The organism is Actinomyces minihominis, assembly GCF_900187855.1.
GTDB classification, from domain to species: Bacteria; Actinomycetota; Actinomycetes; order Actinomycetales; family Actinomycetaceae; genus Scrofimicrobium; species Scrofimicrobium minihominis.
The window spans coordinates 100,614-126,601 of record NZ_FYEG01000004.1; the positions used below are offsets into that span (position 1 = coordinate 100,614).

Genomic DNA, 25,988 nt, shown 5'->3' on the forward strand with positions numbered 1-25,988 from the left:
CATGAACATTGCGATCAAACGCAGTCAAACTGAGATTACCGAGGACGGGCGGATCGCCGGTTTCGATGCCGGCGCCACCCTGGTGCGGCGCTTCCTGCGCCTCTTCCCCGGAGCTCAGGTGATCGGAACCGAGTTTCAGCGCTGCGACGGCTTCGATGTGGTCCCCCTGGAGTTCATCGATCCCACCGAGACCCTCATCATCAACATGGATGTCTTTGACTCCCCCGCCATCTGGAACCAGATCTACACCGAGTCCGGAGGCGCCACCGCCAGGATCATGAACTTCGTGTGGTGGCCACTGACCAGACTGGAACGCCCGGAACAGTCCGCCACCGTCGCCCTGTCATGCGCCCTCTTTCCCACTTTTGCCAACTCTGAACGAACGGCTTCAGAGGTCCAGGAACTGGTGGCCAAGGGCACGGTTCCCCACATCGCCCACCACCTGGAACTCGGCTGGGTCAACCTGGGCTTCCGCCTCGATCACGTCCAGCCACGCGTCCCAACCGAGGTGCCGATCGTGCGCTACCCGGCCATCTACCTCTCACCCCGCAAGCGCCCCGACCTCTTCCTGGAGATCGTCGAGCGGGTTCAGGAACGCACCCCACTCGAGGTCGAGATGCGCCTTGAAGAGGAGACCCTGGTCAGTGAGAAAGCAATGAGAATTTCCCGCCTGCCCTGGGTCTGGGTGGGACCGCTGACCTCTACCAGGTCGGGGTACTGGGAGTCCCTTTCCCAGACCACAGCCTTCCTCGCCACCGCGGAAGAGGAGTCCTACGGCCTCACCTACGTCGAGGCGCTGGGCGCCGGGGCCATCGGGGTCTTCCCGGATATCGAGTGGGCCCGCCAACTTCTGCCAGAGGACTACCCCTTCCTCTACTCGAACAAGGAGGACGCGGAAGAGATGCTCTACCGCGCCGTCACCGACCCGGATCTGTGCCGGGCCGAAATGGATGATGCGGTGGCCGGATCCTTCACCCAGTGGATCAACCAGCACCACTCGGACGACACCTTCGATCGTGAGGTGACCCAGTTCGTTAGCTCGCAGTTCGAGTAGGCTCGGTTTATGCCCACCAAGCCGCGATTGCTTTATGTTGAGGACGAGGACGCCATCGCCGCCATGGTTGTGGAGGTCCTCTCTGAGCAGTACCTGGTCGATCACTTCGACAATGGGGAAGAGGCCCTGCGCGCTGCCCTCACCCGTCCCTATGAGGTCATGGTCATTGACCGTCGCCTACCCGGAATGGAAGGGACGGAGCTGGTGGAGCGCCTTCGCACGGCCCATATCAACACTCCGGTTCTGCTACTGACCGCCCTGTCCACGGTGAGTGACAAGGTGGCCGGTCTGGACGGGGGCGCCAACGACTACCTGGTCAAGCCCTTTGATTTTGAGGAGCTTCTGGCCCGATTACGCTCGCTGCGGCGTGCCTTCCGGACAACCGGTTCACGCCGCCACATCGACGACTGGTCCTACGTGCCTGAAAGCCGCACGCTCTTCTCCCCCTACGGCGACCGCATCAGCCTCACGGAGCAGGAGAATCGCCTTCTCGACCTGCTCACCTCCAACCCCGATCACGTCTATTCCCGCGAGGAACTGCTCGAGGGTGCCTTCCCGGGCGGTGAGTCCAAGGCGGCTGTCGAGACCTACGTCCACTACATCCGCGCCAAGTCGGACAGGTATTTGATTGAGACGGTCCGTGGTCGCGGCTACCGGGTCGGGCACCCGGACTAGTCTTTAGTCCAGACAGGGGGCACCGTGACAAGTGATCAACAGCAGGTGCGCAGAGCTGCGACCAAAGTGGGTCTGGCCGTGGGGGTGGCGGGCGCCGTCATCGTCGCCCTCATCACCTTTGCCCTGGTTGCCTACGTTGTTTCCCAGTCCCGGGTCGAGGGCGGACGGCTGCCAGGCGACGGGCGCGGACCCAGGGATCCCCGGCCCCGGGGCGAATGGTCGATGCGGGTCATCAACGTCGGTGAGGTCATACCGATCCTGCTTTTCCTCGCCTTCCTCGGTGTCCTTCTGCTTGCCGCCATCGCCTGGTTTGCGGCCCGAAGTGCCACCAAACCCCTCACCGAAGCCCTGCGGGTGCAGCGCAACTTCATCGCCGATGCCAGCCACGAGCTACGCACCCCCCTGACCACTCTCAACAGTCGTATTCAGTTGGCCCAACACCGCCTGGACCGGGGAGGGAACGTCCGTGGGGTCCTGGTGGACTTGCGCCAGGATGCCACCGCCATGGAACAGATCCTCGGCGACCTTCTCCTGGCCGCAGAGAACAGCAGTGTGGAACCGGCCCCTCCCGTCCCCGTCGATGTGGCGCTAGCGGCGACTGAGGCCGCTCGCCTCACCTCTGGTCTGGCTGAGACCGCGGGGGTGAAGATTGAGATTGAGATTCCTCAACCCACCTTCGTCCTAGCTGCTCCAACCGCATTGATTCGCGCGCTGGTCATACTGCTGGATAACGCCACTGGTCACTCCAAATCAGGATCAACCGTGTGGGTCCGCGCCACTCGCAGCCGCGGGAAGGTCGAGATCAGGGTGGTTGATGAGGGCGAGGGCATCACCGGCGCCTCCCCAGAACAGGTCTTTGAACGCTTCTCTAGAGGGAACTCTAACCGACGCGGTTTCGGCCTCGGCCTCTCGCTGGTTCGCGACATTGCGGAACGGTTCGGCGGTCACGTCATCGTTGAAAACACAGGAGCAGCCGGCACGACGCTACTACTTGTCATGCCGGCTGCCGGTTCGGTTTAGGCCACTAGGACCTCGTTGATTGGTAGCGGTTGGTTAGGACTTGGTTTCATCCGTGGTTGAGGACGAGGACGAAGACGAACTGCCACTCTGCTGCTCAAACTCTTCAATCAGGAGGCGTTCCCTCATTCCTCGGCCGCCTCGACCACCCTCTCTCTCAAACTCCTCGAAGAACTCCTCGGTGATGGTTGCACGAGAGCGGCTGTCGGGTCCCGAACGGCTGTCTGAGCCGTAGCCGCCGCGACCTCCGTGACCCCCGTCCTCGACTGCGACCGAGAGGGCCACGATGCCGAGGATCAGGGCAAGGAACGCCACGGAGGCCGCAACGATTGAAATGATGAAGGAAGCCAGGCCCATCTTGCGGCTGACAGGTTGGTTGTTCTTTTCCTTGACAGCTACCGGCATGATCACGCCAGTTTCTGTCTGCACAGGGCCGCTCCATGCGGGCTGCTGCGTGGTCTGAGCCTCGAAGGTCTCAGTGGGTGTCTCGCTATTATCGTGGTTGAGATTGCCTGCGTTGCCGTGTTCTTTATCTGTCATGTTTGAGAAGCTACGCGGCACTTTCCAAGAAAACTCTAAGAAAACCCAGCGGTGACACAGGTTACGAAAACCGCATTTCCACCCCCAAAGTCTCAGGTAACCCTGCGTTCTTTCCAAGCTGGTTCCAAGGTTGGGCGCATTGGATAGGGATTACATTTCAAGACCCAGAGAGTGAGAATGCGCGATGACAACTGCCACCCGCCCTCGTGTCGCGGAACTTCCTTCGATCTCAGCTGCTGACTTTGACGCTGATTCCTCCGGCCGCTCCCGGATCGAAACGAAGTATCTAACTGATGCAGAGTTCGCCGAGGGACTGCCCGGCCTTCTGCCCGCCGGGTCCCGTGTCCTCGAGGTGGAAGGACGGACCCGTTTTGCCTTCCACACCGTCTACTTCGATACCCCGAAGCTGCTGTCTTACCGGACCTCCACCCTCGACATCAACCCGCGTTTCCTGGTGCGAACGCGGGCGAACATCGACACCGGTCAGGCCGTCCTTGAGGTTGAAGTCTGGGGAGATCGGGGACTTATTGAACGAGCCGCCTCCACGCGCGGCCTCGACCAGCTCGAGCACCTGAGCGCCTCCGATATGCGCTTCATCAACGCTGTTCTGCGCCGCGGCAAGGTCGACCCTCGATTGGCCCGCAACCTCTCCCCATACCTGGCCGCAGGCTACCGCCGCTCCACCTATGTCACCCCCGCCATGTTCGGTTCCACTGTCACCACCGTGGATACCGACCTCTACTGGGAGCAGTTGCGCCCCGAGGAGCCCGGCGGTGAACTGGCGGTGGAACAGCGTCCCGAGTGCGCCTTCGTGGAGGTCTCCAACCACTTCGTCGCCAACTCCGTCAACCACCTGATGTGGCGCTACGGTATGAACCCCCAGCCGCTCTCCAAGTACGGGGTGGGCACCACCCTGCTTGACCCGCGCCTTCCCAACCGACGCTGGCACCGCGGCTTGCGAGCGGTTCTCGATCTGGCCGGGTCCGGGGGCACCGGGAACGTAGGATTCAGGAATGAGTTACGAGAAAGTTCACTTGCAGCGTCCTGACGGTCAACCCGTACGGGCCCTGGTTGTCGAGGACGACCCCCTGCTCGGTGAACTACTCACGATGGCTTTGAAGGCCGAGGGGTGGGACGTCGCGGCAGTGGCGGGTGGGCATGATGCCCTGCAGCAGGTACGCGAGTTTCAACCCGATGTCGTCACCATGGACGTGATGATCCCCGGGATTGACGGGGTCGAGGTCGTACGACGCCTGCGGGCTCGCGGCGACGATGTCCCCGTCCTCTTCCTCACCGCCAAGGATGAACTCTCCGACCGGCTTCAGGGACTTACCGTGGGCGGCGATGACTATGTCACCAAGCCGTTCTCGCTGGAAGAGGTCGTATTGCGACTGCGCGCTATGGTGCGACGCAGGGTGGAGGTCGTTGCCGCCCAGGAAGACCCCCTGCTGACGGTTGGTGACCTGAGCCTGAACCCGCAGACCCACGAGGTGTTTCGTGCCGGGAACCCTATCGAGCTGACTGCCACCGAGTTCGCCCTGCTTGAGTACCTGATGGAAAACCCGCGTCACGTCCTCTCCAAGGCGCAGATACTGGAGCGGGTTTGGGAGTATGACTTCGGTGGGAACGCCAACGTGGTCGAGATCTACGTGTCCTACCTGCGCAAAAAGCTGGATGCCCACGGCCCCGCCATGATCCACACCCTGCGAGGGGTCGGTTACACCATTCGCCCCATGGAGGATCAGGACACATGAGTTCCCCGTGGCGCGGAGCCCACACCTCCCTCCAGGTCCGCTTGGTTGCCCTGATCAGCACCGTCCTCGTCATCGTCATCGCAGCAATTGGGACGGTCGCCGTCACTCTGCAGAATGACAGTCTGCGCCGCCGACTGGATGAGCAACTGCAGACCTCGATGAGCATGGCCCTCGGTTCCGGCAACGAGTACTACATTGCGGGTACCCCACCGAACCTGCAGATCAAGCCGGTTGATCCCCGCTTTGGGTCCCTCAAGGTCAAGGTCCTCGGTGACCAGACCTGGGAGGCGGAAGTGGTCGACTTCCAGGGTGCCACCACCTACCTGGAGGAAGCGGCCGTCGACAAACTGGTTGACAGCGTGAAGGTCACCGGGGTTCCCTACAACGTCTACCTCAAGGACCAGGGCGCCTACCGCGTCCTGGCGCAAGGGGTCACCAACGGTTACAGCAACGGCGTGGTGATCGTCGGCCAGTCCCTAGCCGATGTCAAGCGCACAACCAAGTACCTTGTTGGGGTCTTCATCCTCACCGCCCTCCTCGCCATCGTGGTTGCTTCGGGTCTGGCCGCCTTCATGGTGCGACGTACCCTGCGTCCCCTACGCACCCTGCAGGCCACCGCGGCAACGATCAGTGAGACTTCTCTGACCAGCGGCGTTGTCACCTTCCCCCAGCACGTCTCCGGGGCGGATTACCCACCCGGTTCAGAGGTCGGCGATCTGGCAGACTCCTTCAACCAGATGATGGACCACGTCGAGGCCGCCCTGCAGCACCGCGAGGCCTCCGAGGAGAAACTGAAGCGCTTCGCCGCCGATGCCGGGCACGAACTGCGCACCCCCCTTGCCACCATCAGCGGTTACTCCGAGTTCGCCGAACGCCAGGCCGACGTTCTTCCCGAGCACGTTGTTCGCTCTCTGGAACGAATCAGCAGCGAGTCCAAGCGGATGGGCGGCATTGTTGAGGACCTGCTGCTTCTAGCTCGCCTCGACAGCGGACAGCCCGTCGGTGAGGGACGCACCCTGGTCGCCCCCGTCGTCCTCGACGCCACCATGGACGCACGAGTCACCGCTCCCGACCACCACTGGACAGTGCAGATGAGTGACTCGGTCGCCGAGGCCGAGGTGCCGCTTGCCGGCGACATCCTTCGTCAGGCCTTGGCTAACCTGCTCACCAACGCCCGCCTGCACACACCCGCGGGAACCACCGTGACCACTTCGGTCAGCGTCGACAGCTCCCTCTGCATCATCCAGGTTGAGGACGACGGCCCCGGGATCGACCCCGAGTTGGCCTCACGAGTCTTTGACCGCTTCGTGCGGGGCGACTCGGCCCGCTCCCCACTTCAGGACTCCCCGGACGGTTCGACGCCGCAGCGCAGCACCGGCCTGGGTCTTGCCATCACCCACCAAATCATTGAGAACAGCGGTGGTTCCGTCTCTCTTTCAACAGCACCGGGACGAACAGTCTTTACCCTGCAGCTTCCCTTGGTTAGGTAGCAGCGCTGCCTCCTGGGAGGCGGCGCCAGGCGGCAAAGACCCCTAGGATTACCCCTGTGAAGACTCCCAACTTGGTTCCGGTTCCCGTCAGTGTCGATGTTTCCGAGGATGACCCGTTCGTCCTCGACCAGTCCGCCCAGGTGGTGTTCTCCCCCACCGAAGGTGTCGCAGAGGTGGCGGAAGTGGCCGCAGAAGTTCTTGAACTGGCCACGGGACTGCGACTTCCCGTCGTTTCCGAGGCCCATGCTGACCGCCGTATCACGCTGAAGATTGATGCAGACTTCGTCGTTGAAGGATCCGACAGCGATGAGGCCTACCGCCTTGAGGTCAGCCCCACGACCATCACCCTGACTGCTGGAACTCCGCGCGGCCTCAACTGGGCCATCGCCACACTGCGTCAGTTGGTGGAAGAGGGCGAGGACGGCTGGTACGTCCCATCGGTTTTGATTGAGGACTTCCCCCGCTTCGAGTGGCGCGGCCAGTCCTTGGACGTGGCGCGCAGCTTCTTCCCGGTGGATGAAGTCAAGAAGGTTGTTGACCTTCTGGCTGCCTACAAGCTCAACAACCTGCACCTGCACCTGACCGATGACCAGGGCTGGCGCCTGGAGATTCCAGGCCGTGAAGCCCTGACTGAGATCTCCGGTGCCACCGCTGGTGAGGGCGGGCGAAGCGGTTTCTACACGGTGGAAGAGTTCGCCGAGCTGAACCGCTACGCAGCGGTTCGCGGAGTGACCGTGGTCCCCGAGTTCGACATGCCGGGCCACACCAATGCCGCCAACCACGCCTACGGTGAGCTCACCCCGGGTGGGGAGCCCCTGCCGGCCTACAGCGGCATGAAGGTCGGTTGGAGCATGATCCTGCCCCAGATCGAGGCCACTGAACCGTTCATGCGAGATGTCTTCACGTCCATGGCACAGCAGACGGATGGCCCCTACCTTCATATCGGTGGCGACGAGTGCTACGACATGAACATCGACGACTACAACGTCCTCATTCGTCAGGCAGAGAAAATAACGCGTGAGCTGGGGCGACGCCCCGTGGCCTGGCAGGAGGCCGCCGGAGCGGATATCGCCGGCGACATGATCTACCAGTTCTGGGACCCGCGCCTCGACCGCGAGGATATGGCCAAGGCGGTTGCCAAGGGAGGCAAGCTGCTGATGTCCCCTGCTGACCGCATCTACTTTGACATGAAATACAACAAGGACACCCCGTACGGTCAGGACTGGTGCGGCCTTGTCGAACTTGAGAAGTCCTACAACTGGGATCCCACCACCCAGGTCGACGGGGTGAGCGAGTCCGACATCATCGGGATTGAGGGGGGAATGTGGACGGAGAAAATCCACACCCTTGACGCCCTCACCTACATGCTGCTGCCGCGCCTAAGTGCCGTGGCAGAGATTGGCTGGTCCCCGAAGGAAGAGCTCAACTACGAGAACTACACGGGACGCCTGGCATCCGAGGGGCCCTGGTGGACCCGACTGGGACTGCACTGGCACCGCTCCCCGGACGTCAACTGGGACTAGGGACAAAGAAAGACGGTCTAGATCAAACACACTGATCTAGACCGTCTTTTTTGGTTTCTAGCGGCGGGTTCCAATCACCTTCCAGGTTGCGAGAAGAAGTGCGCTGGCCGCAAGTGCTTTGAGGGCATCCCCTACCAGGAAGGGCACGACGCCCAGAACGAGGCCTTCCGACAAGCCCAATCCGAGGGAGATCATCAGCCACGGCACACCGACCGCGTAGATGAGGCCGGAGCCAACGACGGCAGCGGCAAAGGTGGAGAGGACCCTGCGATCAGCTGCTCGACGAGCCAGGGCCCCGACCGCGACAGCCGCTACCAGGTAGCCGATGACATAGCCGAATGAAGCAGAGGCAGTCCCGGAAGAGAAGCCCGCGAAAACGGGGACACCGACTGTTCCGAGAGCCAGGTAGAGGCCCAGGGAGAGTGCCCCTCGAAGTGGCCCAAGCGCCGAACCCACCAGCAGGACCGCAAGGGTGGCCAGGGAGAGCGGAACGGGTGTGAAGCCAAGGGGGATCACGATCTGAGACGCCAGAGCCACCAGGGCTGTGCCGCCCATCACAAGTGCGGCATCTTTCACACGGGAGGCTGGAAGAAGATCGGTTAGCACCGGGACGGTTGCTGTACTCAAGGGTGAGCCTTTCGGGTTTTCGTTGCAAAATCGCGGAAATCACCGGGGGGATGCAAAAGCTACCCACCCGCCGTTCCACCATGAGCGCAGCCCGCCACGCCGAGATTGAGACCTGGATTGCCGCGCCGACAGCGATGACTATACTTCAGAACTTGAAAGAGTTGCTACAAATCTTGAAGTATTAGCGGTGCAGTGCCAAACCCCTGAGGAGACGAATGCAGCAGCCAGCCCCGATCATCCAGATTGCTGAAGTGACCTCCACCAACGACCTTCTAGGACGGCTATGGAGAGAACGGGACCGATCAGGGCTCCCCTCCTACACCGCCGTGATGGCTGACTTTCAGACCCGGGGTAGGGGCCGACTGGGACGCAGGTGGGAGGCACCGGAGAAGAGTTCGCTTCTCTTTTCCGTCCTCGTCCCCATTGCCCCGCAGTGGGCCACCTGGGTTCCCCTGGCGGGCGGCCTGGCTACAGCCCAGGTACTCCAGGGCCTCCTCGATCACAGCCACGTGGACCTGAAGTGGCCCAATGACGTACTTGTCTCCGGTCGGAAGATCGCCGGCATCCTGGCCGAAAACCTCGGCATCGACAGTGACGGAACCGCTTGGATAGCCCTCGGCATCGGCGTCAACCTCACCCAGACTGAGGAAAAACTTCCCCCGGTCCCCTCGACCTCCCTGGCACTTGAGGACGGGGAGGCAATCAGCGCCACCTCACTTGCGCACCTGATTCGCCAGCGCCTGGCGCAGCTGCTCAACGACCACAACCTGGCCGCCGAGTACTCCAACCTCTGCCTCTCACTTCGCTCCACCGTCAAGGTCACCCTTCCGACAGGCGCCACCGTCACCGGAAGTGGACTTCTGATCGATGATCAGGGCGCCCTGGTTGTCGAGGACGAGACCGGCCTACTTCACACCATCGAGGCCGGGGATGTCGCCCTGGTCTCCAACCTTCCCACCACCTCAGGAGCCGCACTGTGACACAACCCTCCCAAAGCCGCGTGCTCGTTGCCAACCGGGGCGAGATCGCCCTGCGTATCATCCGTTCCATTCAGGAGCGCGGTGACACAGCAGTAGCCGTCTACGCCGATCAGGACATGGACGCCCAGTTTGTCCGCGGCGCCGATGAGGCCTACGCCCTGCGCGGGACCAGCGCTGCAGAAACCTACCTCAGCGGCGATAAGATCATCGCCATCGCTTCCGCGAATGGGGTCGATGCCATTCACCCCGGCTACGGTTTCCTGGCCGAAAGCCCCACCTTTGCGGCTCAGGTCCAAGAGGCTGGAATCAGCTGGATTGGCCCCTCCCCCGAGGTGATCGAACTTCTTGGCGACAAGATCCGCGCCCGCCAGACCGCCCTGCGCGTCGGGGTCGCCCCGGTTCCCGGAACCCAGGAACCGCTGACTGGACGCGGCGAAGTTGAGGCCTTCATCAAGCAGTGGGACTACCCCGTCGTCCTCAAGGCGGCGGACGGTGGTGGCGGTCGTGGCATTCACGTCCTCCACGGCGAGGGCGACCTGGACACCTTCTTCACCGGACGCGACCTCACCTCGGGAAGCGGCGCAGGTTTCTTCATCGAACGTTACGTTCCACGCGCCCGCCACCTCGAGACCCAGAGCGGACGGGACAGCCACGGCACCTTCACCGTCTATTCCACCCGTGACTGCTCCGTGCAGCGGCGTCACCAAAAACTCATCGAAGAGGCCCCGGCGCCCTTCATCAGCCCGGAGATCGAAGCAGCCCTGATCGCAAACTCCCAGGCTCTGTTTGATGCGGTTGGCTACGTCGGCCTCGGCACCTGCGAGTACCTCTTGACCGAGGACGGCGAACTCTACTTCCTCGAGGTCAACCCCCGCCTGCAGGTGGAGCACACCGTCACCGAAGAGGTGGCTGGCGTCGACCTGGTTGACGCGCAACTGACCATCGCTGAGGGGGGCCCGATTCCCCTCGGGGGTGAGGTGCGGGGCCACTCAATCGAACTGCGTGTTACCAGTGAGGATCCCGCTAACGACCTCATCCCCACCACCGGCACCCTCAGTCGCGTCGTCTGGCCGACGGGGCCCGGTATCCGCATCGATACCGGAATCGGCGAGGGCGACACCGTCTCTTCCGAGTTTGACTCGATGGTTGCCAAGATTATCGTCACCGCCCCCACCCGCGAGCAGGCCATCGCCCGCGCCCTGCGCGTCACCAGGGAAACCGTGCTCGACGGGGTGGCCAACCCTCTTCCCCTTTACGCCCACATCCTCAACCACCCCCTGTTCAACCAGGCCCAAGGCGGCAACCTGGGGGTGTGGACCAGGTGGCTTGAGTCCGGTGTTCTTGAGGAGTTCGCGGCGATTTTCAAGGCCGAACAGGAAGCCCTCAGTCCCGCAACTACTTCCGGGCCCACCCCTACTCAAGAACGCACCCGGGTCATCATCGAACTGGATGGGAAGCGCGCCGAGCTAACACTGCCCGCCCACCTCTTCGCAGGCGCAGCAGCTGCCACAGCTTCCCGCAAACCCGCCCAACCCCTGCGCTCCTCTCGGGAGCAGAACCGGAGATCCGGGGGAGCGACCCCGCTCAACTCCGACGCGGTGATCGCCCCCTCACAGGCCATCGTCGTCAGGGTTCCGGTTGAGGTCGGAACCGAAGTTGCAGAAGGCGACATCCTGCTGGTTCTGGAGTCCATGAAGATGGAGTCCTACATCCGCTCCCCCCGGGCCGGACGCATCGAGTCCATCGGCGTCGAGGTCGGAGCAAATGTGGCACCCGGAGCCGTCCTCGCCACCCTGACCCCAGAACCTGTCACCGTTGAAGGCGGCCAGTCATGAACCCCAAGCCCTCCCCCAAAACCACGGCCACCGAGGCCCGCAACGCGGCCCGAGTTGGCCTGAGTCGGGCCCGCGCGGGAATCGAAGCGGCCAAAGCAGGCTTCAATGCCGCCCTCGCCGAACTGACGGGGGCCCCTCAGAACCCACAGGACAGTACGCCGAGTGTCCGGGACTCCCACACCACGGAGGTCGCCAAACTGACTCAACTCGGTGAGGAACGTGCCGCGGCCCGCCAGCACAAGAACGACAAGATGACGGCCCGGGAGCGCATCGCCATGCTGCTGGATCCCGAAACTTTCGTCGAAATCGGCCAGTTCATGGGTGGCTCCATGAAAAACGGGTTCACCGGAGCCGCGGTCATCACCGGTCACGGAGAGATCAACGGGCGTCGCGTCGCCGTTTACGCCCAGGACTTCTCCGTCCGCGGGGGAACCCTGGGTCGGGTCGAGGGGCAGAAGATCATCAACCTGATGGATATCGCCATGCAGATGCGTATCCCCATCATCGGCATGCTCGACTCCGGAGGCGCCCGGATCCAAGAGGGAGTCGTCGCCCTCACGCAGTATGGGCGCATCTTCCGCAAGTCTTGCAAGGCATCGGGGTCGGTCCCGCAGATCTCACTGATCCTGGGCCCCTGCGCAGGGGGTGCCGTTTACAGCCCCGCCCTCACCGACTTCGTCATCATGACCCGCGAGCAGAGCCACATGTTCGTCACCGGTCCCGAGGTCGTCAAAGCCGTCACGGGCGAACAGGTCTCCTTTGAGGAACTGGGCGGCGGAGAGGTCCACAACCACCAGTCCGGTGTTGCCCACTACCTCGCCGACGACGAGGAGGACGCGCTCGAGTACGCACGCTCACTGCTCACCTACCTACCGTCCTCCTTCGAGGAACCGGCCCCCTCCTACGACTACCTGCCGGACCTTGACGAGGCCGCCCTCGCCGAGGAACTTGGCGAACTGGTTCCCGAGTCCACCCGCACCCCCTACGACGTCAAAGCGGTCGTGGCGAACCTGGTAGACCACGGAGAGTTCGTCGAGGTCCAGGCGGGATACGCCCGCAACATCGTCATTGGTTTCGCCTGCATTTCGGGCCGCTCGGTGGGAATCGTCGCCAACCAGCCCCTCCACGACGCCGGCACCCTCGACGTCGACGCCTCAGAGAAGGCCGCCCGTTTCGTTCGCCTTTGCGACGCCTTCAACCTGCCGATCATCACCCTGGTCGACGTTCCCGGCTACCGTCCCGGAACCGAGCAAGAACAGGCCGGTATCATCCGCCGCGGCGCCAAGATGATCTTCGCCTACGCCAACGCCACCACCCCGATGATCACCATCGTTCTGCGCAAGGCCTACGGAGGCGCCTACATCGTCATGGGTTCCAAGTCGATCGGAGCCGACATGAACTTCGCCTGGCCGGGAGCGGAAGTGGCCGTCATGGGCGCGGATGGCGCGGTTTCCATCATGAACCGTCGTGAACTAACCGCCGCCCGGGACGCGGGTGAGGACGTCGACCGCGTCCGAGCCGCCCTCGTCCAAAAGTACACCGACGAGTCCGTCAACCCTGACCTGTCGGTAGCCGAGGGCGAGTTCGATGCCATCATCACCCCGGCCCAAACCCGAGAGGCCATCATCGGTTCCCTCGAACTGCTTTCAACCAAGTTCCGCCCTGTTTCAGGTTCGAAACGACACGGAAACGGACCCCTGTGATGCCCCCTAGCCAAGCCCTTCCCCCCGGTACCAACCAACTTTCTGGAGAGACCAACATGACCAGCTACAACGCGCCTTTCTACCTCTCGCTCGGGGGCACTCAGGGTGTGCCCTACGCGCTGACCTTCGCGGGACAGGCAACGCCGTGGCAGGACACCCTTCGTGACACCACCACCCACAGGGACGTTGCCTCACAGGTCGAGGAACTGATCGCTGCGGGGCAGGCTCTGCTTGCCCCACTGGGCCGGAGCCTCAGCGTCATCGCGGGCGCTCCCCTCACCCTGACCTCCCTGCTCGAGGCCGATCCGGCTGCACCTTCCGCCTCCATGCCTGGAATCCTGCTGGCTCAGTACGCCACGCTGCTGGAGCTTGCCGCCGAGGGCTTTGATGCCCGCGTTCACGCCCCCGTCGCCGCCGTTGGTCACAGCCAGGGCCTGCTGGGAGCCGCCCTCTTTGAGGCTTGGGCCGATGGTGACTATAGGAAGATCGCAGCGATCTACGCCCTCTCCGAACTGATGGGGGTGGCTGTCACCGCCGCCACCCGCTCCACCGGAACCCGCCGCGTCGGAGAGGACTTCCCCATGCTGGCCGTCATCGGCGCCTCCCCGACCCAGGTCGAGGAGGTTATCGCAGGGGCCGGTCTGGAAGGCTCTGTCACGGTCTCCCTACGTAATGACGCCGAACAGCTGGTCCTCTCGGGCCGCCCTGCCGACCTGATGGCAATCCAGCGTGCCTCTGAGAAGATCTCGGCTGCCGAGAAGGCCCAGATCACCGCCAAGGTGCGCGGTGGTAAAGCCTTCTCTCCCCGCTTTTCTCCCCTGCCTGTGTCCGCCCCCTTCCACTCCCCCCTGCTTCAAGGTGCTTTGGATCAGGTCCGGACCTGGGCCACCTCTGCGGGCATCGACTCCGCGCTGGTGGAAAATCTTGCTCCCGCCGTCCTCACCGAACCGGTCGACTGGGCCGCACTGCTGATTCCCGCCACCGAGGACGTCAAGTGGGTTCTTGATATCGGTCCGGGCGACACCCTGGAGCGCATCAACCGCACCGTTCTTCTTGGCACCGGAATCGGCGTCATCGAAGCCGGGACAGTGGCGGGACGCGACAAACTCCTCACCTCCACCGCCGAGTTCACGGCCCCGGTCAACTGGTCCACCTATCAGCCCCGGATTACGGTTCTACCCAATGGGCAGCGCACCGTGGAGACCGCCTTCACCCGCCTCACCGGACGCTCCCCCATCCTGCTGGCCGGGATGACCCCCACCACCGTCGACCCTGAGATCGTGGCGGCGGCAGCCAATGCCGGCTACTGGGCTGAACTGGCGGGCGGGGGCCAGGGCACCGAACCCGTCTTTGCAGAGAACCTCGCCAAGTTGAAGCAGTTGCTGCGGCCGGGACGCGCCGCCCAGTTCAACGCCATGTTCCTTGACCCCTACCTGTGGAACCTACAGTTCGGGGCGCAGAGCATTGTCACCAAGGCACGCGCCGCCGGTGCCCCCCTCGACGGGGTTGTCATCTCAGCCGGTATTCCGGAACTGGAGGAAGCTACCGAGCTGATCACCTCCCTTCAGGCCGCCGGATTCCCCTACGTGGCGTTCAAGCCGGGCACCACCGCGCAGATCCGCCAGGTGGTGGCGATTGCCCACGAGGTTCCGGAGGCCTCCGTTATCATCCAGGTCGAAGACGGTCACGCCGGGGGACACCACTCCTGGGAGAACCTCGACGATCTTCTACTGGCCACCTACGCCGACATTCGTAACGCCCCGAACCTGGTGCTCTGCGTCGGAGGTGGCATCGGAACACCGGAGCGCGCCGCCGACTATATTTCCGGTGACTGGGCGCTCGCCCACGGGCGCTCCCTGATGCCCGTTGATGGCGTCCTCATCGGCACCGCCGCCATGACGGCTCTGGAGGCCAAGACAACGGCCGAGGTCAAGCAGCTTCTGGTCGACACCCCCGGCATCTCTGTCCTTCCGACCGAGGATGAACTGGGCGGCTGGGTTCCCACCGGCACCACCCGCGGTGGAGTCACCTCGGGACAGTCCCACCTGCGCGCCGATATTCACGAGGTCGACAACTCTGCAGCCGCGTGCGCACGACTGGTCGCTGAGGTCTCCGGTAATGAGGAGGCCGTGGTGGCACGCCGCGACGAGATCATCGCCGCCCTCAACGCCACCTCCAAGCCCTACTTCGGGGACGTCGACAGGATGTCCTACCTGGAGTGGGCAGAGCGTTTCGCCGCACTTTCGGCCTCACCGATCGACGGCTCCTGGAACGACGTCACCTGGATCAACCGCTTCCAGTTGCTACTGCAGCGCATCGAAGGACGCCTCTCCGAGGTCGAGAGCGGCGAGATTTCCACGATCTTCCCCGATCTGGACTCGGTGAGGAACGCGGGGGCCGCCCTCATCGACCTGGCGGAAACCTACCCGAATGCCGCCACCACCCGCGTCACCCCGACGGATGCAGCCTGGTTTGTTGACCTGTGCCGCAAGTACCCGAAGCCGATGCCCTTCGTTCCCGTCCTCGACTCTGACCTGCTGCGCTGGTGGGGTCAGGACAACCTGTGGCAGTCGCAGGATCCCCGCTACTCCGCCGACCAGGTTCGGGTCATCCCCGGTCCGGTGGCGGTGGCTGGAATCGACCGGGTCGATGAGCCCATCGGTGACCTTCTGGGTCGTTTCGAGGCCGCGACCGTGGACCGTCTCGGCGCTGCCGGGGCCCCTGAGGTTCAACTCTTCGCACGCCTCAAAGATGCCCGGAGCGCCGAGGAGTTCATCGCCCAGGTCCCCTACGTGAGCTGGAGCGGCAACCTGGTCGACAACCCGGCCCGGGTGGTTCCCGAGGGGATGCTCAGCATCGTCAAGCACGATGACAGCGAAACCTACAACCTGGTTGTCACCCTGGATACAGCCTGGGATGGGGTGGCTGGTGGCGATAACCTTCACGCCGTACGCACCCTGACTGTTCCCTTGGCCCTGGGGTCCGCAACCGAAAACGGCGGCTACCCGGTGGTCGACCGCGACGCCCTCCCCCAGCACATGTACGCGCTGCTGGCGGCAACCGCGGGCGTGGGCGGAGAGACCATCACCGGGGACCCGATCACGACGCTGCCCACCATGGTTCCCTCAGACGACTCCCTGTTCGGAGAGGCCCACTGGACCTTCACCATCAACCGGGCCCTCGCCGATATGCACCGCGGCGCAACCGGTGAGGGACTACCGGCGAAGTACGACCTTGAAACCTGGACCCCCGATGCCCTGCTCGGTCTGTGCTGGCCTGCCATCTACGCTGCCCTCGGTTCCGCCCTCATCGAGAACAACTACCCCGTCATCGAGGGACTGCTTTCTGCCGTCCACCTCGACCACACCGCCCGCCTCTACGTCGACATTGATGATCTGCTGGCTGAGGACGGTAGCGCTCAGCTCACCGTCGTCGCCCGCACCGTCGGCCTCGACGAGTCCTCAGCCGGGCGCGTAGTCACCGTTCAAGAGGCACTGTTTCACGAGGGCCAGGAAATCGGCTTCTTCCAGGAACGCTTCGCGATTCGCGGCAGAATCGGCTCCGACCAGGTTCCCGCCGATGTCCCCGCTGCGGCTGGCCTAGCCGCCCAGGTGGTCGATACCCCGCGTTCCCAGCTTCGTCGCGCCCGCGTTACCGCCCCGGCCAACATGACGACTTTCGCCAATGTTTCGGGTGACTTCAACCCGATTCACACCTCGCAGGCAGCGGCCCGCGTGGCGGGTCTGGAGGATGCGCTGGTTCATGGCATGTGGCTCTCCGCCGTGGCTCAGAACCTGGTTCAAGCCCGTGAGGGCAACCAGCCGGGCTTCCGCATCAGCGGTTGGACCTACAACATGTACGGCCTGGTCAACCTGAATGACCCTGTGGATATCACCGTCGAGAGGGTGGGGCGTATCCCCGGAGGTGGCCTGCTGCTTGAGGTCACCTGCAAGATTGACGGCCAGATCGTCTCCCGCGCCACCGCGGCCACACTGGCCCCAACGACCGCCTACGTCTACCCGGGTCAGGGTATCCAGCGTCAGGGTATGGCCCTTGACGAGATGGCCACTTCAGATGCTGCCCGAGAGGTGTGGCAGCGCGCCGACCGCCTGACCCGAGACGCCCTCGGCTTCTCCATCCTCACCGTGGTGCGTGATAACCCCACGGAGCTGGTGGTCGACGGCCAGGTGCTGCGCCACCCGGAGGGCATCCTCAACCTGACCCAGTTCACCCAGGTGGCACTGGCAACGGTGGCTTTCGCCCAGACCGCACGCCTGCGTGAGCAGGGTGCCCTGGTCGACGGGGCCTACTTCGCGGGCCACTCGCTCGGCGAGTACAACGCGCTGTCGGCCTACGGTGAGGTTTTCCCGCTGGAAAGCGTTCTCGAGATCGTCTTCCACCGTGGCTCCACCATGCACCACCTGGTTCCGCGTGATGCCAAGGGACGCTCGAACTACCGCATGGGCGCCCTGCGTCCGGGCCAGTTCGGGGTGGGAGACGACGGGGTTGTCGACTACGTCAACTCGGTTGCCGAGCAATCGGGTGAGTTCCTGCAGATCGTCAACTTCAACCTGGCCGGCCAGCAGTACGCCGTGGCCGGTTCGATTGCCGGCCTGAAGGCCCTTGACGAGGACGCCTCTGCCCGCGCCGCCGCAGCCGGTGGCAAGGGCCCCTTCATGTACGTTCCCGGGGTTGATGTTCCCTTCCACAGCCGGGTGCTGCGTGACGGGGTTCCTGAGTTCCGCGACAAACTGGAGGCCCTGATTCCCGGGGAAATTCCCTCGGAACGCCTCATCGGTAAGTACATCCCCAACCTGGTGGCGCGACCCTTCGAGGTGAGTCGCGAGTTTGCGCAGGCCATCCTGGATGAGGTTCCCTCCGCACCCCTCTCCGCACTGCTCACCCGTGAGGGAGCCTGGGAGGAAGCTGCGCGTGACGAGGACGCCCTCGCCCGCCTGCTGCTGATCGAGCTGCTGTGCTGGCAGTTCGCCTCTCCGGTACGCTGGATTGAAACCCAGGACCTGCTCTTTACCCCGACCGGCGACAACGGCCTCGGTGTGGAGCGCCTCATCGAAATCGGCCTCGGCTCCGCCCCCACCCTGGCGGGACTCGGAGAGAAGACCCTGAAGCTGGATGAGTTCAACGGCTCCCCTGCCGCCGCCCTCAACGTTCAGCGTGACGAACAGGTTGTCACCTGTGTCGACGTGAAGTTCGTTGATGAGGACGAGGACGTGGTCGAGGTCGTGGAAGCGACCCAGGCAGCCGAGACCCCGGCCCCCGCCGAAGCCGACTACATTCCCTCGGCGGTTCACGCCCCCGCCCCCCAGGTCATCACCGGAGCTCCCTCAGGAGCAGCCGTGGCGGAGCTGCCCTTCACGGCTTCCGATGCCATCCGGGTCGTCATGGCCTACACCAACAAGTTGCGACCCGAGCAGATCGATGCGGGCGACACCACCGACACCCTCACCGCGGGTGTCTCAGCGCGCCGCAACCAGCTGCTGATGGACCTCTCGGCGGAGCTCGGACTACCTTCCATCGACGGGGCTGCCGATGCCAGCGTTGGGGAACTGGCGCTCTCCGTCGACAAACTGGCCCACCACTACCGCGCCTTCGGGCCGGTGCTGACCGAGGCTATTCGCGACCGCCTGCGGAAGGTTCTGGGAGCTGCTGGCGTGAAGCCGACCTTCGTTGCCGACCGGGTGCGTGAGGTCTGGCAGCTCGGCGATGGCTGGGCTAATGCCACCACCGCCCAGGTCCTGCTGGGTTCCCGCGAGGGCGACTCCGCCCGAGGCGGCGCCCTGGCCACCCTGCCCACCTCCACCTCTTCCAAGGCAGAGGCCGAGGCCCTGGTGGATGCGGCTGTCACCCAGGTTGCTACCGCCCACGGCACCTCGGTCTCCCTTCCCTCTGCCGGGGGGACTGCCGGTGGTGGGGGTGTGGTGGACTCCGCCGCCCTCGACGCGTACGCCGACTCCGTGACCGGACCGGCAGGCGCCCTGGCCCAAACCGCCACCCACCTGCTCGAGGTGCTGGGACTACAGGGTCCCGACCTGCTTCCCGCAGGCATCCCTGTCGAGGACGAGGATAGTGTCCGCGAAGCCCTGGCAGCCAGGACCGTTGAGGCGGAACTGGGTTCGCGCTGGGTCGAAATGGTTCAACCCAGGTTCAACCCGGCCCGCGCCGTCCTCATCGATGACCGCTGGGCCAGTGCCCGCGAGGATCTGGCCCGGGTCTGGACGACTGAGCAAAGTGAGCTTCCCGCGGCGATCACCTTCGCCGGAACCGGATCGGCCGTGGCGCAGCACGCCACCTGGTGGGCTGAGAAGGGACTTTCCGAGGGCCGCGCAGACCTAGTCCCCTTCTACCGTGAGACCGCCCGGCTCGCCACCCAGACCCCGGAGCTTCCCTTCGCCGGTCAGGTAGCGGTGGTCACCGGGGTGACCCCGGCTTCGATTGCCGGCGCCGTCACCGCGCGACTCCTGCAGGGAGGGGCAACCGTGATCGCCACCTCCTCCAAGGTCGATGCGACTCGTCTTTCCTTTGCCAAGGACCTCTACCGAAAGAACGCCACCGCCGGAGCCGCCCTGTGGCTGGTTCCAGCCAACCTTGCTTCCTACCGCGATGTGGACGCCCTCATCGAATGGATCGGCACCGAAGAAACCAAGGTGGTTGGAGCCACCAAGGAGGTCGTCAAGGCCGCCCTGGTTCCCGACCTCTTCTTCCCCTTCGCCGCTCCCCCCGTCGTGGGATCACTGGCAGATGCCGGAGAAACCTCTGAGGCGCAGGCACGACTGCTGCTGTGGAGCGTGGAGCGGGCCATCAGCGGCCTTGCCGACCTCGCGGGCAGGAGTGCCAACCCGGCTCGGGTGCACGTCATTCTGCCCGGTTCACCCAACCGCGGCATGTTTGGCGGAGACGGAGCCTACGGGGAAACCAAGGCTGCCTTCGACGCCATCACCAACCGCTGGTTCGTGGAACCCGTCTGGGCCGCCTCAACCACCCTCGCCCACCCGAAGATCGGTTGGGTTCAGGGCACCGGCCTCATGGGCGGTAACGATGCCCTGGCCCCCGCTGCCCGCGAAGCCGGGATCCGCACCTACACCACTGAGGAAATGGCTGATGAGCTGATCGAGCTCTGCACCGCGGAAGCACGCGCCACCGCAGCGGTCGCCCCCCTCGATGTTGACCTCACCGGTGGACTGGGGGCCGGTGTTGACTTCAAGGCCCTGCAGGCCGCAGCTCTGGCTGATGCTGAAGCCGCAGCCTCAGCCGAGGTGGTGGCGGAAGCCGAGGATGTGCTCATCCCCGCCCTCCCCTCACCGCCCCGCCCCACCCTGGCCTCATACGATCCGGCGGAATGGGCCGGGGTTGACGCCAAACTTGAGGACATGGTCGTTGTGGTTGGCCTCGGTGAGGTCGGCCCCTGGGGTTCAGCCCGCACCCGCTGGCAGGCAGAACTCGGTATAGAGTCTGACGGAGAGGTCGAACTGACCCCCGCCGGCGTCCTCGAACTGGCCTGGATGATGGGCCTGGTGACCTGGCAGGACTCCCCCACTTCCGGCTGGTATGACGAGAGCGGCACCCTGGTGGAGCCCGGCGACATCTTCGATCGCTACCGTGACGAGGTCGTGGCCCGCTCCGGGGTGCGCTCCTTCATCACCGATGCCGGGATTGTCGACCTCGGTTCACAGGAGGATGCGGCGGTGTTCCTGAACACCGATGTCACCTTCACGGTGCCGGATCAGGAGACCGCCCGCTCCTACGTGATCGAGGACGAACGCCTCACCCGGATCCGTCCCCTCGAAGACGGAGAGTGGGAGGTGACGCGACTGGCCGGAGCCCAGGCTCGACTGCCGCGTCGCGCCACCCTCACCCGCACCGTTGGCGGCCAGTTCCCCACCGGCTACGACGCCTCCAAGTGGGGACTGTCCCCCGCGCTTCTCGAGGGCATGGACCGCATTGCGGCCTGGAACCTGGTCAGCGCCGTGGATGCCTTCCTCACCGCGGGCTTCTCCCCAGCCGAGCTGCTGCAGGCCGTTCACCCCGCCGATGTGGCCTCAACCCAGGGCACCGGTTTCGGTGGTATGACCTCGATGCGCAAGTTGTTTGTCGACCGCTTCCTCGGTGAGGAGTACCCGCAGGATGTCCTGCAAGAAACCCTGCCGAACGTAGTGGCAGCACACACCATGCAAAACTTCATCGGTGGTTACGGTCCCATGGTCCAGCCGGTATCCGCCTGTGCTACAGCCGCGGTGTCGGTCGAGGACGCCCTCGACAAGATCCACACCGGTAAGGCCAGGTTCGTGGTGGCGGGAGCAACCGATGATCTCTCAGTTGAGTCACTGGTGGGCTTCGGTTCGATGAACGCCACCGCTAACTCCAAGGAAATGGCGGGCAAGGGCATCGAGGAACGCTTCTACAGCCGGGCCAATGACCGCCGTCGCGGCGGCTTCATCGAGTCGCAGGGCGGAGGAACCATCCTTCTGGCCCGCGGCGACCTGGCTGCTGAACTCGGTCTGCCGGTCCTCTCCGTCGTGGCCTACGCCCAGTCCTTCTCGGACGGTATCCACACCTCCATCCCGGCACCGGGCCTGGGGGCGCTGGCTGCAGCTCGCGGCGGAACCGACTCCCGCCTGGCGAAGGCCCTGAACCAACTCGGCCTCGGCGCCGATGACGTGGCATTCCTGTCGAAGCACGACACCTCCACCAACGCTAATGATCCCAACGAGTCCGACCTGCACACCCGGGTGGCTCGGGCCCTGGGACGCACCCCCGGCAACCCGATGTTCGTCATCTCGCAGAAATCGGTCACCGGTCACGCCAAGGGTGGGGCCTGCGTCTTCCAAATCTCTGGCGTCGGCCAGGTGTTCCGCGATGGGATCCTTCCCGCCAACAAGTCCCTCGACTGCGTCGATGAGGCACTTGCAGACAACCCCTGGCTAGTGTGGCTCAAGCAGCCCCTCCAGATCGCGAAACTGGGAACAGTCAAGGCCGCCCTGGTCACCTCCCTCGGGTTCGGTCACGTCTCCTCCCTGCTGGCGCTAGCCCACCCCGGAGCCTTCGAGGCCGCCGTCGCCGGCAACCTCGGTGAGGAGGCCCGCGCAGCCTGGCACAACCGGGCCCAAAGCCGCCTGGAGGACGGAGCCCACGACCTCGAGGCCGGCATGCTGGGTCGCGGCGACCTCTTCACCGCGGCCCCCGACCGCCGCCTACCCGCCGAGGGTGGACAGGTGGCCAAGGAAGCCGAAGCCGCCATGCTCCTAAACCCGCAGGCACGCCTCGGCGCCGACGGACGCTACCCCAGGACCTAACCCGTGACCCCACAGCCGAGCACCCCCGCACTCCCGGTGATCCCGGGGGTGCTCGGCGTGGGCACAGACCTGGTCCACGTCCCCACCTTCAAAGCCCAACTCGAACTCCCCGGCTCCCAGTTCTCACAGCCCGGAGCCGTTTTCACATCCCGCGAGCTCCGCCGAGCCGCAGCCCGGGCGCAGGCCAAAGGAGACTCCCTAGCCCAGCACCTAGCGGCACTGTGGGCCATCAAGGAAGCGGCGCTCAAGGCGTGGGTGGGCGCCCTGGAAAGACTCTCACGTCCACTTCCCCTAGCCGATCAGGAAATCAACTGGGCGCAGTTCAGCATCACCCACACCCCCTCGGGGGCGCCCGCGCTCCACCTCCTCGGCACGGTCGAGGCAGCCTTCACCCGCGACTTCACCACGGGGACCACCTGGACGGTCAGCGCCTCCCACGACGGAGACTACGCCACCGCGCTTGCGGTTCTTAGCGCACCGTCCTCGCCACCGCTGAAATCAAGCTGACATACTCTTCGCCGGTCGCCCTCGTCATCCCGATTTCACAGGTGCGGTTGCTGGAGACATGCAGCGTCGTGTCACCGTGGCTGTGTTCCACCACCTCGGCGGACTCCGGACCGGTCGCTGATTCTGTTAGTTCCGGCAGCAGCATGCCGCGGTCACCCGCAAATGCACAGCAACCCCAGTTGTCGGGGATCCGCACCTCTTCACCCAGGACGCCCGCCACCTCTTCGACCGCGGCGGTCGATCCGAGGTGGGTGGTGGAGCAGGTCGGGTGCAAAATGATGTTGTCCCAGGGGCGCTTACCAACTTCGCCCTCCAGGCGGGGCAGGATGACGTCGCGCAGGAACACCGGTGAATCAATCACGGTGAGGCCGGCGTCGCGCAGCATCTTCACCAGTCCCTCGGTGCATGAGGAGTTGTCGCAGACAATGGGAACCCGTCCCCCACCTGTGGAGCGACGCATCGAGGCGATGACCCTCTCCCGCATGATCTCGTAGCCGTCTGCGATCCCCTTGGAAGACCAGGGGGTTCCGCAGCACAGCGAGTCAATGTCCGAGGGAATCAACAGGCGCACCCCGGCCTTACGGCACAGCTCCTGGAAGTCCGCCTGGGTGTTAGCCGCCCCCTCCCCACCGGGAAGGGGTGCCGGGGCAAACATGGTGTTGAGGCAGGAGGGAAGGTAGACCGCCTCCGGAACGGTAGCGCCACTTCCCCCACGCAGGTAGTCCAGTGCCACCTTCTTTCGCGAGGTTCCCCCACCCGGCAGGTCCGGCGTCCACAGCGGCATCTGGTTCTCGCCGAGGACGGAGCGCATCACCCGGGTCGTTCCTTCAACCAGTCCCGCGGGCAGCACCTTGGCGACATTGAGGGCGAGGGCGGCACCCTGCGTGACCAGGGACCACTGCTGAGCCGCCAGGGTCCAGACACCCCGGGCCGCAAGCGGGGCCCGTTCCTTGCGTTCCTGGCGTACCAGGTCCCCGGTGTTGATCCCCAGGGGGCAGGCCGTCAGGCACATTCCGTCAACGGCGCAGGTGTCCACTCCGGCGTACTGGAAGGCACTGTCAAGCAGGTCAGCCATCTCGTGGTTTCCCCGCATCGTTGCCATGGCGATCTCTCGTTCGGCAACGATTCTCGTCCTCGGGGTCAGCGTCAGGCGCTGGCTGGGGCAGGAGGGTTCGCAGTAGCCGCACTCAACGCAGCGGTCCACCAGCGGGTCGACACCGGGGGTGGTCTTGACGTCCCTCAGGTGGATTTCGGGGTCGTCGGTGATGATGACGCCGGGGTTGAGGATGTTGCTCGGGTCGGCGGCGCGCTTGATCTCTACCATCACCCCGTAGAGTTCGGCCCCGTACTGGCGCTCCACGAAGGGGGACATGGCACGACCGGTGCCGTGTTCGGCCTTGAGTGTGCCTCCCGCTTCAAGAACCATGTCGACCATGGCTTCGGTGAAGTCGCGCAGTCGCTGGCGCCCCTCGGCCTCATCAAAGTTGTCGGTGAGCATGAAGTGCAGGTTGCCGTCTTTGGCGTGACCGAAGATGACCGCGTCGTTGTAGCCGAACTGGGCCAGCAGCTTCGAGAGGGTGCTGACGGTGGCTGCCAGGTTGTCGACGGGGACCGCGATGTCTTCAAGGAGGGCGGTGACGCCTGGTTCGCGAGCGCCGGCCACGGTGGTGTAAAGGCCCTTGCGCACCGTCCACATTCCCGCGCGGATTACCGGGTCTGAGGTGAAGGAGGACTCCAGGTTCAGCTCGGCTGCGATCTCCTCAGCCTTGGCGATCTGCTCACGTAGTTCGTCCTCGTCATCCGCCTGGTATTCGATGAGCAGGGCTGCGTGATCGACCACATCGATGGCGGAGACGACCTCGGGAACCCCGGTAAAAGACTGGGCGACGGTGAGGGAGCGGGAGTCCATCAGTTCGAGGGCGGAGGCGCCGGTCGCGACCAGCTGGGGAATCGCGGCGCAGGCCCGTTCCACATCGGGGAAGACCCACAGGCCGGTGGCGATCTTCTCGCGCACGGGCAGGGTCTTGAAGATCGCTTCGGAGATGAACCCCAGAGTCCCCTCGCTGCCGATGAGGAGGTGGGCGAAGATCTGCACCGGCTGCTCAAAATCAAGGAAGGAGTTGAGGCCGTACCCCATGGTGTTCTTCATGGAGAACTGGCGGCGAATCTCTTGGACGAGGTCGGAGCGACCGCGCAGGAAGTGGCGCAGTTTGGTCAGGGTGATATAGAGGTGTGGTTCGGCCTTGGCAAACACCTGGTCGGCCTGCGGATCGGCGGTGTTGATGATGGTGCCGGAGGGAAGGACGAACTCGAGGGAGTCGAGCATGCGGTAGGAGTTGTACTCGGTTCCACAGGACATCCCCGAGGCGTTGTTGGCGAGGACGCCGCCGACGGTGGCCGCAATCTCGCTGGCCGGGTCCGGGCCCATTTGGCGACGGTGGCGCTTCAATACCGTGTTGAGGTGGCGGATGGTGACGCCGGGTTGGCTCCAGATCCGCTCCCCGCCATCGAGTGGGACAGTGGCCTTGAATGAGGTGCGGGTGTCGACGAGGACGCTGTCGGTTTGGCCCTGGCCGTTGAGGCTGGTGCCGCCTGCGCGGAAGGTGATGTGCGAGCCTTCGGCGGTCACCTCTTGGAACAGTTCCGCCATCTCTGCGGCACTTCCGACCTGGCAGACCCGGTCGGGGTACTTGAGGAAGTGGGAGGCGTCGTGGGCCATGGTGCGGCGGTAGAGTTCCTCGACTGCAGCTGCGGCCCTACCCGTGAGCCCGGGGGTAATTCCCTGCTCGGGAGCTGCTTCTGCCTTGAGCACCTGCGTCCTCGTCATCGTTGTCTGGGACATGTCGGCAACCTTCCTTGGCGTAAACGACCTCTTCAATGTTACTTCACAACACAGATCACTTGGTTTAGGTAGAAAACTTACCAAGCGTGATCTGGATGACTTCGGCCTACTTACTTGGCGTTCTAGCCGA

The 25,988-nt window shown here is 64.3% G+C and carries 15 protein-coding genes; 12 read left to right on the forward strand and 3 right to left on the reverse strand.

The window, feature by feature from the left end; all coding sequences use genetic code 11:
- The first annotated feature begins 1 nt into the window (after position 1).
- Genes CS903_RS05885 through CS903_RS05895 form a run of 3 tightly spaced genes read left to right on the forward strand, consistent with a single transcriptional unit; the run spans position 2 to position 2,749 of the window.
- Positions 2 to 1,054 (forward strand): glycosyltransferase family protein, encoded by a 1,053-nt coding sequence (locus tag CS903_RS05885; protein WP_099332625.1) that lies wholly within the window; start codon positions 2 to 4, stop codon positions 1,052 to 1,054.
- A 9-nt stretch (positions 1,055 to 1,063) separates the two neighbouring features.
- Positions 1,064 to 1,729: a response regulator transcription factor gene (locus CS903_RS05890; RefSeq protein WP_099332626.1), complete on the forward strand. Its 666-nt coding sequence runs from the start codon at positions 1,064 to 1,066 to the stop codon at positions 1,727 to 1,729.
- 24 nt (positions 1,730 to 1,753) lie between these two features.
- On the forward strand, positions 1,754 to 2,749 hold the full coding sequence (locus CS903_RS05895; protein WP_099332627.1) for a sensor histidine kinase: 996 nt from the start codon (positions 1,754 to 1,756) through the stop codon (positions 2,747 to 2,749).
- Positions 2,750 to 2,782: 33 nt separating this feature from the next.
- On the opposite strand, the gene CS903_RS05900 is transcribed toward CS903_RS05895, so the two are convergent.
- Complete coding sequence (locus CS903_RS05900) at positions 2,783 to 3,286, reverse strand: hypothetical protein (RefSeq protein WP_099332628.1); 504 nt, start codon at positions 3,284 to 3,286, stop codon at positions 2,783 to 2,785.
- Positions 3,287 to 3,470: 184 nt separating this feature from the next.
- Here CS903_RS05900 and CS903_RS05905 point away from each other — a divergent pair, with 184 nt between their 5' ends.
- The 4 genes from CS903_RS05905 to CS903_RS05920 are packed head-to-tail and all read left to right on the forward strand — an operon-like array spanning position 3,471 to position 8,053.
- Positions 3,471 to 4,334 (forward strand): VTC domain-containing protein, encoded by an 864-nt coding sequence (locus CS903_RS05905; RefSeq protein WP_099332629.1) that lies wholly within the window; start codon positions 3,471 to 3,473, stop codon positions 4,332 to 4,334.
- Positions 4,300 to 5,040, forward strand: coding sequence for a response regulator transcription factor (locus CS903_RS05910; RefSeq protein ID WP_099332630.1), 741 nt, complete (start codon positions 4,300 to 4,302; stop codon positions 5,038 to 5,040). The genes CS903_RS05905 and CS903_RS05910 overlap by 35 nt, the downstream gene beginning before the upstream one ends.
- Positions 5,037 to 6,530, forward strand: coding sequence for a sensor histidine kinase (locus CS903_RS05915; RefSeq protein ID WP_099332631.1), 1,494 nt, complete (start codon positions 5,037 to 5,039; stop codon positions 6,528 to 6,530). The genes CS903_RS05910 and CS903_RS05915 overlap by 4 nt, the downstream gene beginning before the upstream one ends.
- 56 nt (positions 6,531 to 6,586) lie before the next feature.
- Positions 6,587 to 8,053, forward strand: coding sequence for a beta-N-acetylhexosaminidase (locus CS903_RS05920; RefSeq protein WP_099332632.1), 1,467 nt, complete (start codon positions 6,587 to 6,589; stop codon positions 8,051 to 8,053).
- Positions 8,054 to 8,110: 57 nt separating this feature from the next.
- Here CS903_RS05920 and CS903_RS05925 read toward each other — a convergent pair whose 3' ends face one another.
- A complete protein-coding gene (locus CS903_RS05925; protein ID WP_242491774.1) occupies positions 8,111 to 8,680 on the reverse strand; it encodes a biotin transporter BioY in 570 nt (189 codons plus the stop codon).
- A 215-nt stretch (positions 8,681 to 8,895) separates the two neighbouring features.
- Between CS903_RS05925 and CS903_RS05935 the strand changes: the two genes are divergently transcribed.
- Genes CS903_RS05935 through CS903_RS05955 form a run of 5 tightly spaced genes read left to right on the forward strand, consistent with a single transcriptional unit; the run spans position 8,896 to position 23,016 of the window.
- A complete protein-coding gene (locus CS903_RS05935) occupies positions 8,896 to 9,660 on the forward strand; it encodes a biotin--[acetyl-CoA-carboxylase] ligase (protein ID WP_099332634.1) in 765 nt (254 codons plus the stop codon).
- Positions 9,657 to 11,495, forward strand: a complete 1,839-nt coding sequence (locus CS903_RS05940; RefSeq protein WP_099332635.1) for an acetyl/propionyl/methylcrotonyl-CoA carboxylase subunit alpha — start codon at positions 9,657 to 9,659, stop codon at positions 11,493 to 11,495. The genes CS903_RS05935 and CS903_RS05940 overlap by 4 nt, the downstream gene beginning before the upstream one ends.
- Positions 11,492 to 13,198 (forward strand): acyl-CoA carboxylase subunit beta, encoded by a 1,707-nt coding sequence (locus CS903_RS05945; protein ID WP_099332636.1) that lies wholly within the window; start codon positions 11,492 to 11,494, stop codon positions 13,196 to 13,198. The genes CS903_RS05940 and CS903_RS05945 overlap by 4 nt, the downstream gene beginning before the upstream one ends.
- A 56-nt stretch (positions 13,199 to 13,254) precedes the next feature.
- The gene (locus CS903_RS05950) at positions 13,255 to 22,509 is read left to right on the forward strand and encodes a type I polyketide synthase (RefSeq protein WP_099332669.1); all 9,255 of its coding nucleotides are present in this window, start codon (positions 13,255 to 13,257) and stop codon (positions 22,507 to 22,509) included.
- Positions 22,510 to 22,512: 3 nt separating this feature from the next.
- Complete coding sequence (locus CS903_RS05955; RefSeq protein WP_099332637.1) at positions 22,513 to 23,016, forward strand: holo-ACP synthase; 504 nt, start codon at positions 22,513 to 22,515, stop codon at positions 23,014 to 23,016.
- Here the strand turns inward: CS903_RS05955 and CS903_RS05960 are convergent.
- Positions 22,979 to 25,858, reverse strand: coding sequence for an FAD-binding and (Fe-S)-binding domain-containing protein (locus CS903_RS05960; protein WP_207203769.1), 2,880 nt, complete (start codon positions 25,856 to 25,858; stop codon positions 22,979 to 22,981). The two genes, CS903_RS05955 and CS903_RS05960, sit on opposite strands and share 38 nt — an antisense overlap.
- Positions 25,859 to 25,988 lie beyond the last annotated feature (130 nt).

Bases quoted from the DNA above. Each gene is read 5' to 3' on its own strand.
- CS903_RS05960 (WP_207203769.1), bottom strand. From the start codon at position 25,858: ATGTCCCAGACAACGATGACGAGGACGCAGGTGCTCAAGGCAGAAGCA.
- CS903_RS05885 (WP_099332625.1), top strand. From the start codon at position 2: ATGAACATTGCGATCAAACGCAGTCAAACTGAGATTACCGAGGACGGG.
- CS903_RS05945 (WP_099332636.1), top strand. From the start codon at position 11,492: ATGAACCCCAAGCCCTCCCCCAAAACCACGGCCACCGAGGCCCGCAAC.
- CS903_RS05890 (WP_099332626.1), top strand. From the start codon at position 1,064: ATGCCCACCAAGCCGCGATTGCTTTATGTTGAGGACGAGGACGCCATC.
- CS903_RS05935 (WP_099332634.1), top strand. From the start codon at position 8,896: ATGCAGCAGCCAGCCCCGATCATCCAGATTGCTGAAGTGACCTCCACC.
- CS903_RS05910 (WP_099332630.1), top strand. From the start codon at position 4,300: ATGAGTTACGAGAAAGTTCACTTGCAGCGTCCTGACGGTCAACCCGTA.
- CS903_RS05900 (WP_099332628.1), bottom strand. From the start codon at position 3,286: ATGACAGATAAAGAACACGGCAACGCAGGCAATCTCAACCACGATAAT.
- CS903_RS05905 (WP_099332629.1), top strand. From the start codon at position 3,471: ATGACAACTGCCACCCGCCCTCGTGTCGCGGAACTTCCTTCGATCTCA.
- CS903_RS05950 (WP_099332669.1), top strand. From the start codon at position 13,255: ATGACCAGCTACAACGCGCCTTTCTACCTCTCGCTCGGGGGCACTCAG.
- CS903_RS05915 (WP_099332631.1), top strand. From the start codon at position 5,037: ATGAGTTCCCCGTGGCGCGGAGCCCACACCTCCCTCCAGGTCCGCTTG.